The sequence below is a fragment of the Geothrix fuzhouensis genome, assembly GCF_024609325.1.
GTDB lineage: Bacteria > Acidobacteriota > Holophagae > Holophagales > Holophagaceae > Geothrix > Geothrix fuzhouensis.
In genome coordinates this window covers 165686-176740 of the sequence record NZ_JANHMQ010000005.1, presented here as the reverse complement: position 1 = coordinate 176740, position 11055 = coordinate 165686, and the positions used below count along the sequence as shown (strand labels likewise).

The window sequence follows — 11055 nt, the reverse complement described above, 5'->3', positions numbered from 1 at the left end:
GTGGGAGTATGCGCATCCTGCTGTTGACCCAGTACTTCGATCCAGAGCCCATGCTCAAGGGGCTGCCTTTCGCCAAAGAACTGGTGCGTCAAGGCCATGAGGTGGAGGTCTTGACAGGGTTCCCGAATTATCCCGGTGGGGAGTTCTATCCGGGCTATCGACTGCGTTTGTTCCAGCGGGAAGTGATTGATGGAATCACGGTCCTGCGGGTTCCTCTGTACCCCAGCCATGATGCGGGGGGCTTTCGTCGCATGGCCAACTATCTAAGTTTTGCCAGTGCAGCCGCCATTCTCGGTCCTTGGATAGTACGCAGACCAGATGTCATCTATGCGTATCATGGCCATGCCCCAATCGGGTTTCCGGCCTGGATCATCGGGCTGGTCCGGCGCGCACCCTTCGTTCTGGACATCCAGGATCTGTGGCCGGATTCCATCATGGCCTCGGGGATGCTTCCGGTGCGGTTTAAAGGCTTGGTTCCCATGGTGGCCGCCTGGTGCCGCTTTATGTACCGGCGTGCTACGAAGATTGCTGTGCTCTCGCCCGGGTTCAAGAAGGTGCTGGTCTCCCGCGGGGTCCCGGAGGGGAAGGTGGAAGTCATTCCAAATTGGTGTGACGAGATTCAGACGCAGCCTGGTGTCATCCGGCCCGATGAAGCGGCCCTCATGGAGGGTCGCTTCAATGTAGTGATGGCAGGCAACATGGGGAAGATGCAGGGCCTGGATGTGGTGCTGGATGCGGCTCAGATGCTCAGCATCATCGAGCCAGCCATCCAGTTCGTGCTAGTGGGGGGCGGAGTGGAACAACCCTACTTGCAGGCCCGGGCCGCCTCGCTTGGCCTGACGAACGTCCTATTCTTGCCGAGGCGCCCTGTGCAGGAGATCGGCGCCCTCCTTCACAGGGCGGAAGCCCTGCTGGTTCACCTAAAGAACGACCCACTGTTCGCAATCACCATCCCATCCCGCACTCAGACCTACCTTGCGATCGGGTGCCCCATCCTTTGCGGGGTCCGAGGCGATGGTGCGGACTTGGTCCGCGAATCGGGAGCAGGTTTTTACTTCGAACCAGAGCATCCAGAGTCCCTCGTGGAGGCCGTCCTGGCGCTCCATCGACTGCCACCGGAGGCGCGGGCGAAGCTGGGAGATCGTGGTCGTCATTTTTACGCGGAACGCCTCTCGATCGAGGTGGGAACCGAAGCATTCCTGGCCCTTTTCGCTACCACCAGATAATGCGACCTGGGCAGATTCAGGGAGAGTGTGATCCCTGTTTCTTCCTCGACCGGCCATGCTGGGAGGTCGTTACTACCTTCGTTTGATGTGGAGTTGCCTGTGCCCCCGATCGCCGGTCTTTCGCGCAAGAAACTGCTCATCACGGGTGGGACCGGTTCCTTCGGCAATGCGGTTCTGCGCAAGTATCTCCAGTCCGATATTGATGAGATCCGCATCTTCAGCCGGGATGAGAAGAAGCAGGACGACATGCGCCACGAGTACCGCGATGGCCGCATCAAGTACTACATCGGTGATGTACGCGAACCCCATGGCATCGCCTCCGCTTTGCGGGGGGTGGACTACGTGTTCCACGCGGCGGCCCTCAAGCAGGTGCCCTCCTGTGAGTTCTATCCCGCGGAGGCCGTGCGCACCAATGTGATGGGCACCCACAACCTGCTGAATGCCTGCATCCAGGAAGGGGTGCAGAAGGTCATTTGCCTCAGCACGGACAAGGCTGTGTACCCCATCAACGCCATGGGCATTTCCAAGGCCCTCATGGAGAAGGTGGCTGTGGCGGAATCACGCAACCTCGAGGAAGGCCAGACCACCATCGTGGTGACCCGGTATGGCAACGTCATGGCCTCCCGCGGCTCGGTCATTCCCCTGTTCCTGGACCAGATCAAGGCGGGGAAGCCCCTCAGCGTGACGGATCCCGCCATGACCCGTTTCCTGATGCACCTGGATGTGGCGGTGGAGCTGGTGGAATTCGCCTTCGAGCATGGCCGCAGCGGGGATACTTTCATCCGGAAGTCCCCGGCTGCCACCATCGGCGATCTGGCCCTGGCCATCAAGGGCCTGCTCAAGGTGGACAATCCCATCCAGGTGATCGGCACCCGGCATGGGGAAAAGCTGTACGAATCCCTGGTTTCCCGAGAAGAGATGGCCCGGGCGGAGGACATGGGGGACTTCTACCGCGTGCCTGCCGATACCAGAGATCTGAATTACGGGAAGTTCTTCACGGAGGGAGATCCTGCGCACAGCAAGGCTGAGGAGTACCACTCCCACAATGCTAAGCGTCTTGAATCTCAAGAGATCCAGGATCTGTTGCTCACACTGGCCTGCGTGCGCGAGGCTGGGGGCCGATGAATCCGGCACCACTGGTCACCACGATGCTCAACTGAGTGTGGGCCTTCAGGTTTTATGCAGTGGTTTGGCCGGTACGCCTGCCACGGTTAGCCCATCTGGAACATCCTTGGTGACGACTGAACCGGCACCGATGGTGGCTCTACTGCCGATCCTGAGATTCTGAAGAGCCTGGGCCCCGGTTCCCACCAGAACTTGTTCACCCAATGTTACGTTCCCAGAGATGTTTACCGTGGGGTTGAGTACCGAATAAGGTCCGATGGTGGATTCGTGCCCAATGGTGCACTTCAGATTGACCATCGCGAAGTCATCGAAGAACGTGTTTACGGTGGCAATGCTTCCGGCACAGAGGACCACGCCCATTCCAAATCGTGTCGAACCGGCATCGAACAGGACGCTAGGGTGGATGAGGTTTGGCCACGTCTTCTCGGGAAACCTGCTCCTAAGCTCCGTGACCAATCGGAACTTGGTGGAAGGGGTGCCGATCCCCATTACCAGACCGTCGACTTTGGATTGGTTTTCCTCTAGCCACGAAAAATCGTGAATGACCATGCCACCCGTATGCGGGCCAGTGGCATGGTCCAGGTCACTGACGAGGTGGCATACTAGATCAATAGCCGGCGTAACGGCATTGATATCGCTGATAAGCCACGCGACTTCACGGGCGAAACCACCGGCGCCAATGATGGCCACGCGTTTCATGCGGACTCCCGACGAGGAGTGATATTGGTTTGGGGAGTGGCGGGGCTTTTTCCACGGAATTCGGTCATGGTGGCTTGGCCCTTCTGGCTGATGCCGGTACGACAAATAACCCGCCAGAAGGTCAGGGCGAGGATGCGAAGGTCTAGCGCCGTGGATCGGTTATCCACGTACCAGGTGTCCAGGCCAAAGCGGGTATCCCAATTCACCATGTTTCGCCCGTTGACCTGGGCCCAGCCGGTGATGCCGGGCGGGCAGTCGAGGCGGCGGTGCTGTTCGGGGGTGTAACGCGGAACATAGCGTGTGGGAAGGGGTCTAGGGCCTACGAGGCTTATATCGCCCTTGAGGACGTTCAGCAGCTGGGGCAGCTCGTCCAGGCTGCTGCTGCGGAGGAACTGGCCGAAGGGGGTGAGCCGGTCCCCGTCGGGCAGGAGGTGGCCTTCGGGATCCCGCGCCTCGGTCATGGTGCGGAACTTGAAGATGGTGAAGGGGTGGCCCAATCGGCCCGCGCGCTCCTGCCGGAATAAGACCGGCGACCCCAGCTTCCAGCGCACCAGCAGAGCCGTGAAGGCCAGGACCGGTGCCAGGAGGAGCAGGAGGACCAGGGCGACGCCGAGGTCCAGGGTGCGTTTCAGGAAGGGATACATGATCAGCCAGCGGCCTCGGCGAAGCTGTCATCCATGGCGGCCTGCAGGGCGCCCCGGAGGGCCCGGAGCAGCATGTCGTGGTGGCTCTCCTTCAGGCCAGGGTGGACCTGGAACATCAGGCTGGTCTCGCCCAGCTGCTGAGCCACAGGCAGGGGCGCTTCAGGGCCCAGGCCGGCGCCGGTGAAGGCCTCCTCCCGGTAGATCTCGCCGCAGCTGCCGCTGAAGCAGGGGAGGCCCTGGTTGGCGACCTCGATCATGATGCGGTCGCGGTTCCAGCCTTCCTGCAATTGCTCGGGGCGGACGTAGACGTAGGCCTTGTAGGCCGCGTGGCCGAAGCCGGGCCCAGGTCGGGGGACCCGCAGCGCCGGGTGGCCCTCCAGGGCGTCCAGGAGGTAGTCCATGTTCTGGCGGCGGAGGCTGGTCCACTCATCCAGCTTGAGGAGCTGCAGGCGCCCGATGACGGCCTGGATTTCCGTCATGCGCCAGTTGGTGCCGAAGGATTCGTGCAGCCAGCGGAACCCGGGCGCGTGTTCGCGGTGGTAGACGGCGTCGAAGCTCTTGCCGTGGTCCTTGTACTCCCAGGCCCGGCGCCAGACCTGCTCATCGTTGGTGGTGAGCATGCCCCCTTCGCCGCCGGTGGTGATGATCTTGTCCTGGCAGAAGGAGAAGCACCCCACGTGGCCGAGCCCGCCGACTGGGCGGCCCTTGTAGGTGGCACCGTTGGCCTGGGCGCAGTCTTCGATGACCTTCAGCCCGTGCCGCTCGGCCAGCTCCATGATGGGATCCATGTCGCAGGGCCAGCCCGCCAGGTGCACGGCGATGATGGCGCGGGTTTTCGGAGTGATCACCTGGGCGATGGATTCGGCCGTCAGGTTCCCACTGTCGGGATCCACATCGGCCAGCACGGGGACGCAGCCCTGAGCCACGGCCGCGCTGGCGCTGGCGATGAAGGTGCGGGGGGTGGTGATGACTTCCGACCCGGCGGGCAGGTCCAGGGCGCGGATGGCCAGCTCCAGGGCGGCGGTGCCGTTCATGAGGGCCACGCCGTAATGGCAGCCGGCGGCCTCGGCATACTCCCGCTCGAAGGCCCGGCCTTCCTGACCGGTCCAGTAGTTCACCTTGCCGCTGCGGAGGATCCGGGTCACGGCTTCGACTTCATCCTCGGCGTAGGCGGGCCAGGGGGGGAAGGTGTGCGGCATGGGAGGACTCCGGCAAACGGCCGTAGGCGCGGCGGGGGATGTTGTGACGGCCAAACGGGTGGGCGATTTCGGGGCCTGGGGCTAAGAGTCGCCGCCGATGTAGACGGGGTTGGCACCGGAGCGGCGAGGATCGCGGTTCTCTTCGGCGTACCGGCCGAGCCCCAGGGCGGAGGGGGTGTAGGTGGGCACCAGGCGGCGCAACCAGCGCAGCATCTGGGTCTGTCGCCGGCCTTCGTCTTCTTCCATGGCCAGGCGCAGGCCATCCAGGCCTTGTTCGAACAGGGCCTCTTCCGGCTCCTGGAGGTGGGCGTCCAGGACTTTGGGGTGGACGTCCGTGCGGGATTCCTCCTGGGCGGAGAACAGCTCTTCGAAGAGCTTCTCGCCGGGCCGGATGCCGGTGAACTTCACCTCGATGTCCCGGCCGGGCACCAGGCCCGAGAGGCGGGCCATGTCCGTGGCCAGATCCACGATGCGGACGGGCTCGCCCATGTCCAGGACGTAGACCTTACCGGTGTCGCCCAGGATGCCGGCCTGCAGGGCCAGCTGGCTGGCCTCGGGGATGGTCATGAAGTAGCGGATCATGTCCGGGTGGGTCACCGTGAGGGGGCCGCCAGCCTGGATCTGCTGGCGGAAGATGGGGATGACGCTGCCCCGGCTGCCCAGCACGTTGCCGAAGCGCACGCTCACGTAGTGGGCGCCCGCGGGCGCGCGCCGGGCGGCGCGGAGCACCAGGCCCTCGGCGATGTGCTTGGAGGCCCCCAGCACATTGGTGGGGTTGACGGACTTGTCCGTGGAGATGTTCACGAAGGTGTGGACGCCCACGGCCAGGGCCGCGTCCAGCACCCGCTCGGTGCCGAAGATGTTGTTGTTGACGGCCTCTTCGGGGTGGGCCTCGAGGTAGGGCACGTGCTTGTGGGCGGCGGCGTGGAGCACCACCTGCGGTCGCCAGCGCTCGAAGACGTGCCGCAGGCGGTTGGTGTGGCGGATGTCGCAGAGCTCGACGGCAAGCCCCTGGTTGGGGAAGAGGGCGCGGAGGTTGCGCTCGATCTCCCACAGGCTGTTCTCGCCACGGCCGAGCAGGATGAGCCGGGCGGGGCGGAAGGCGGCCACCTGGCGGGCCAGTTCGCTGCCGATGGAGCCGCCGGCGCCGGTGATGAGCACGGTGGCGTCCTCGAGGATGCTGCCCAGGGCGCTCTGGTCGAGCTGGATGGGCTCGCGGCGCAGCAGGTCCTCGATGGAGATGTCACGCAGCTCGGGTTTCCAGGTCATGGGGCCCAGCAGCTCGGAGATGCCCGGCACGGTCTTGATGCGGACGCCGGTGGTCTGGGCCGCCTCCCGCAGGCGGCGGAGGGTGGCCCCGTTCGCGCTGGGAATGGCCAGCACCACCTGGGTGATGCGGTGGTCGGCGATGAGGGTGCGGAGCAGCCGGGATGGGCCCATCACGGGGAGGCCCTGCAGGAGGATGCCCTGCTTGTCGAAAGCATCGTCCACATAGCCGATGACCTGGCTGCCCAGCTCGGGATGCCGCTGGATCTCCTGGGCGACGAGGAGCCCGGCCCGACCGGCCCCCACGATGAGGGTGCGCTGGAGGGCTGCAGGGCCCTTGGCGGCGGTTTCCTTGAGGATGCGCTCGTACCGGGCCCGGACGGCGGCGCGCCCGAGTGCCCAGGCCACGGCGGTGGCGAGGCTGGCGGTGAAGAGCGTGTCGAAGCTGAGGGCGCCTTCGAGCTCACTGGTGAGGTGGCCGAGGATGAGGGCCGACAGGCAGAGGGTGAGGGAGGCGCCGATCAGGCGCAGGGTGTCGCGGAAGCCGATGTAGCGGTACTGCTGGCGGGTGAGGTTGAAGCCAAGGTTGGCCAACCCGCTCAAAGCGACCCAGGCCCCCAAGTGCCAGGCGATGGGCTGCCCCACGGACAGGAACCGCTCACTGGTGGTCCAGGCTGCGCCTGCCAGAAGGAGGTCGAGGGTCAGCTTAACGGCCTGCCGAAGGCGGGGGTGGCGCAGAAGGGAGCGATGAGTGGGCATGGGGCGACTCGGGTTTAACGACGGATGGACCCGCTGGGGAATCTCAGATGACTTGAGGGTAGAACATTCAATCTTCTAATAAGGTTGAAATACCAGTGCAAACGCCAGAAAAAAGAGACTTGTGACTATCGTTTTTCCATTCGGCCAGATGTGCCCATTTGTGATGTGCCACAAAAAGGACGAGGCCGGTTGCGGGCCCTTTGTGTCCAAACCGTTCCAGTGGGCCAAAAACCGCCTCATCGGGAGCTGGTTCTGGCTGCCTTAGTTCTGGGAGGACTCCGCGAAATTCAGAAGTATTTGCCTAGTGATTTTCATGTGTTTAATAAAACAATCAATGCTGGTATTTTCTATTTGAATGTCATACATTAAAAAGTCAAAGGACCGATTGACCGGGAGACCACTCGTGAGGTCGGGATTCGGCAGGCTCTTGATAAACTGCCTTTTTGCCACCGATTACGGTGATGACGGTGATTGGGCCTCGGATGCTTCCCGCATGGGCCCGCCGGAGGCGGCTTCCGGCGCTGCCGGAAGTCAGGGTGGGTGGCAGGGCCGCGCCCCCCAAGAGGCGCGGACCTGCCACCCACCCTGGAGCCCCTGCTGCACTGGGACGGGGAACTGCTTTTCATCACTGAAATCACTGAAATCAGTGGCGAAAAGGCTTTTGATTTTAACTGCGTAGAATCTCTGGCAGAGACGCCTTCACTGGCCTTCGGGCACGGCGGGCAGGTTCATCTGGGTGGGGGTCCAGTCCTGGAGGGGGTCGGCGCGTTCGGGGAGGATCCAGCGGAGGCCGGCGGCTTCGACGGCCTGGTGGAAGCGGTGCAGGTCCTCGCGGCCCAGGAAGGCGGTGCCCTGGCTTTCGGGCAGGTGGGACCAGAGCTCCTGGAAGCTGGGGAAGGCGTCCTGGAGGCGGGCCTTGGCGCCCAGCTTCTCGCCGCGCTGCAGCAGGAGCTGGGCGCCCTCGGCGCAGGCCTCCACCACCTGCGCGGGGAACTGCAGGTCCCGGGCCGCGGCCAGCACCTCGCTCCAGGCCTCCAGCCCCTCCTCCGCCACGGCCTCGGTCGGGGGCACGGTGGAGAGCAGCAGGGCGTGGGCCCGGTGCCACTCCAGCTCCAGCCAGCGGGAGCCGGAGCCCTCCACGGGGCCCTTGAGGTTTTCGAGGATGGCCCAGCCCTGCTCGGGGGCCTCCTGCCGGGTGCGCTGGGATTCCCGGGCCAGCACCTGGGCGAGCCGGAGCTGGGCCAGCCGGTGGCGCCAGAGCATGCCCGAGGCCTCGAACTGGTCCGCGGCCGCCTTGAAGAGCCGCGCCGCATCCCGCCAGGCACCGCGGAACCGGGCCACATCGCCCTGGAGCAGGGTGTGGTCGCCTTGCTCTTCCGGGGCCAGGAGCGGCTTGCCGGTCCCTGCGGCCTGGAACTGGATGTGATCGGCGGCCACGGGATCGCCCATGGCCGCGAGGGTGCGGGCGCGCCAGATCTGGATCATGGCGACCTGGGCGGCATCCCCCAGGCGCTGGGCCTGGCTCAGGGCCCGGTCCAGGTGCGTCCGGGCGGGCACCAGGAACTGCTGGAGGCTGCGCACCGTGCCGAGGGCCAGGTGGCTCTGGCACTGCAGGCCGAGGTCGCCCTGCAGCCGGGCGGTCTGGAGGGCCTCCTGCAGCAGGGCGATGCAGGGCTCGGCCTGGCCCTGGACGAGGCGGACCTGGGCCAGGGCGATCTGGGCCGGCACCAGGCCGCGGAAATCCTGGCCATGCTCCAGGAGCCGCTGGGCGGATTCGAGGAGCTCCGCCGCGCGCTGGAACTGCCCCTGGGTGGCCAGGGCCCGGCCCAGGGCCGTGAGCAGGGCCGCCTGGTCCTGAGGCTGGGACCGCCCGCCCTGGGCGTTCGGGCCCTGGGGATGGAGGCCCTCCTCCAGGGCCCGGATCCCCTTGGTCAGGTGGCCCTCCAGCAAATGAAGCTGGCCCAGGGCCAGCCGCAGCCGGGCCTGCTCGGGATGGAGGGGATGATCCTTCAGGCGCTCGGCGGCGGCCATGATGGCTTCCTGGGCCTCGGCGGGCCGACGGAGCTGGAGCAGGAGCATCGCCCGCTTCCGGAGGATCCGCGCCTCGGCGAGGCGGATGCCTTCGTGAAAGGCGGCCCGCCCCAGGGCGTCCAGCGCCCGGTCGAGGGCCTCGAGGGCGCGCTCCGCCAGGGGGCGCACGGGCGCCTCGCCGGGCGCCCCCTGGGAGGCCGCCGGTGCCTGGGAACCCGTGGCCCAGGCCTCCGCCAGGTGCTCGTGCAGGCGGGCCTCGTCCCAGGGCCGGGGCTGGAGCCGGAGGGCCTGCTCCACCATCCGCTGGGCTTCGTGGAGGAGGCCAGGGGGATGCTGGTCGAGGGCTTCCAGCACCGCTGCCAGGGCTGTGGCGTCGTCCGAGGCCAGGGCCTGGAGCGTGACGGAATGGGCCACGGGATCGCCCTGCTCCTGGATGACGGCCAGAAGGGCCCGGGCCAGCCGCTTCAGCTCGGCCTGGGGCGTGTGGGCCAGCACCAGCTCCCGCCAGCGGGGGTCGGGCAGCAGGGCCTGGCCGGCCTGAAGCTGGACCAGCCGGGAGCCCAGGGCCCCCTGCTGGGCATCCTCCAAAGCGTCTCCGGCCAGACCCAGCAGGCGGCCGAGGGAGGCGGCGGGCAGGGGCCGCTCGGCCAGGGCCAGCAGGCGCACCAGCGTGGCCGCCGCCGGTGTCAGCCGCTGGAGACGCCCCAGGAAGACCTGCTGGACGAGGTCGGCTTCGGCCTTCAGGCCCGCGGGCCGCCCGGGGGCCAGGGTCCACTGCGCCTGGTCCCAGGTCAGGGCGCCCTCCTGCTGGGCCAGCTCGAGGAGGTTCCGCAGCAGGCCAGGGTTGCCGAGGCTCTGGGTGAGCAGATCGGCCACGTAGTTGGCGGGCAGAGCGTGGCGGCCCAGCAGATCGTCCAGGATGCCGCGGAGCGCCTCGTCCTCCAGGCGGTTGACACCCACCAGGGCGGCCGTGGCCTCCTGCCGCAAGTCGGCAATGAGGGGCTTGAGACCGGCCCCCTGGGCCCCGGTGGTGAGCGAGAGCAGCCAGGGCAGCTCCGAGCGGTGGACCAGCTCGCGCACCAGGGCCAGCACCTCAGGGGTGGCTCGCTCCAGATCCGACAGGTGGATGAGGCGGGGGTGGAGGAGGCGGGCGAAGTCCAAGGCGTCGAGGGCGGCCTTCACCTCCTCGGGTTCGGGACCCGCCTCCTGCCGGTTGAGGTGGCGCCCCCCCGTCAGGAAGGCGAAGGCCTGCAGCCGCAGGGACAGGGCCCGGGCGGCCTCGGGCCGCTGGGCGTAGAAATCCGCCTCGCTGCCCGCGAGCAGGGCCTCCAGCAGCCGGCCGAGGAAGCGGCCCGCAGCTTCGTCCGTGGAGGCCTCCAGGTGGTGGGCCCAGATGCCCTCGCCTTCCGCGACGGCGATGGCCCAGGCGGCCAGGTGGGCCTTGCCGATGCCTTCCTCGCCCTGGAGGAGGACGATGCGCTCCATGGGGATGGGCGCGTTGAAGCCCAGCATGAGGGACTTCAGGTAGGGCAGCTCCTGACTCCGTCCGCGCAGGGGCCGGGCGATGAGCTCCGACAGGTCCCGGGGGTGGGTCCAGGGCAGATCCTCGGAGAGGGCCGGGGTGGGCACGGTGGCGGGCAGGAGGGCGGTCAAGCCGGGCAGGCCCCAGGGGGCGTCGCCAAGGACGCGCGGAATCTGGGTCAGGCCGGGCCGGAAGGAGATGGCTTCGGGATGGAGGAACCGGGGGTGGAGGTCGCTCTCCAGGCGCTGTTTCAGATGCTTCGCCAAGGCCTTGCGCTGGGCTGGGCCCCAGCCGGGCCAGAGGCGGGCGAGGGGCGTGCCCTGGAGGGCCTGGAGGTGCCAGGCCTGTTCGCCGTCGAAACCGAAGTGGCCGAGGACGGGATCGAGGGGATCGGCGTCCAGGAAGCGAGCCAGAAAGGTGTCCCGCAACTGGTCCAGGTCGCGGTCCGGGGGCAGGGGCGACCAGAGCTGGGCGAGGAAGCGGGCGCCGTCCCGTTCGCGCCGCAGGAGCTGGAAGGTGCAGCCGGCACCCTGGCCCAGGTCCATGAGCCAGGTGTAGCGGTCCGTCCCGAGGAAGCGCGTCAC

7 protein-coding genes are annotated in these 11055 nt (G+C 66.7%); 2 read left to right on the top strand and 5 right to left on the bottom strand.

Annotation, left to right across the window (positions count from 1 at the left end; translation table 11 throughout):
- Positions 1–8 precede the first annotated feature (8 nt).
- Together NOV74_RS15085 and NOV74_RS15080 are read left to right on the top strand one after the other, a co-directional pair.
- Complete coding sequence (locus tag NOV74_RS15085; RefSeq protein WP_257314211.1) at positions 9–1226, top strand: glycosyltransferase family 4 protein; 1218 nt, start codon at positions 9–11, stop codon at positions 1224–1226.
- A gap of 108 nt (positions 1227–1334) precedes the next feature.
- Positions 1335–2351 carry a polysaccharide biosynthesis protein gene (locus tag NOV74_RS15080; RefSeq protein ID WP_257314279.1) on the top strand — a complete coding sequence of 339 codons (1017 nt, stop codon included), beginning with the start codon at positions 1335–1337 and terminating at the stop codon, positions 2349–2351.
- 45 nt (positions 2352–2396) lie between these two features.
- Here the strand turns inward: NOV74_RS15080 and NOV74_RS15075 are convergent, their stop codons facing one another.
- The 5 genes from NOV74_RS15075 to NOV74_RS15055 form a co-directional block, all read right to left on the bottom strand.
- The gene (locus tag NOV74_RS15075) at positions 2397–3050 is read right to left on the bottom strand and encodes an LbetaH domain-containing protein (RefSeq protein ID WP_257314209.1); all 654 of its coding nucleotides are present in this window, start codon (positions 3048–3050) and stop codon (positions 2397–2399) included.
- The gene (locus NOV74_RS15070; protein ID WP_257314206.1) at positions 3047–3694 is read right to left on the bottom strand and encodes a sugar transferase; all 648 of its coding nucleotides are present in this window, start codon (positions 3692–3694) and stop codon (positions 3047–3049) included. The genes NOV74_RS15075 and NOV74_RS15070 overlap by 4 nt, the downstream gene beginning before the upstream one ends.
- Positions 3695–3696: 2 nt before the next feature.
- Complete coding sequence (locus NOV74_RS15065; protein WP_257314205.1) at positions 3697–4893, bottom strand: DegT/DnrJ/EryC1/StrS family aminotransferase; 1197 nt, start codon at positions 4891–4893, stop codon at positions 3697–3699.
- An 81-nt stretch (positions 4894–4974) separates the two neighbouring features.
- Positions 4975–6918 carry a polysaccharide biosynthesis protein gene (locus NOV74_RS15060; RefSeq protein WP_257314202.1) on the bottom strand — a complete coding sequence of 648 codons (1944 nt, stop codon included), beginning with the start codon at positions 6916–6918 and terminating at the stop codon, positions 4975–4977.
- A gap of 699 nt (positions 6919–7617) precedes the next feature.
- Positions 7618–11055, bottom strand: coding sequence for an ATP-binding protein (locus tag NOV74_RS15055; protein WP_257314200.1), 3438 nt, complete (start codon positions 11053–11055; stop codon positions 7618–7620).

What these genes read in the sequence shown, in the direction of transcription:
- NOV74_RS15085 (WP_257314211.1), top strand. Translation starts at nt 9, where the DNA reads ATGCGCATCCTGCTGTTGACCCAGTACTTCGATCCAGAGCCCATGCTC.
- NOV74_RS15075 (WP_257314209.1), bottom strand. Translation starts at nt 3,050, where the DNA reads ATGAAACGCGTGGCCATCATTGGCGCCGGTGGTTTCGCCCGTGAAGTC.
- NOV74_RS15070 (WP_257314206.1), bottom strand. Translation starts at nt 3,694, where the DNA reads ATGTATCCCTTCCTGAAACGCACCCTGGACCTCGGCGTCGCCCTGGTC.
- NOV74_RS15065 (WP_257314205.1), bottom strand. Translation starts at nt 4,893, where the DNA reads ATGCCGCACACCTTCCCCCCCTGGCCCGCCTACGCCGAGGATGAAGTC.
- NOV74_RS15060 (WP_257314202.1), bottom strand. Translation starts at nt 6,918, where the DNA reads ATGCCCACTCATCGCTCCCTTCTGCGCCACCCCCGCCTTCGGCAGGCC.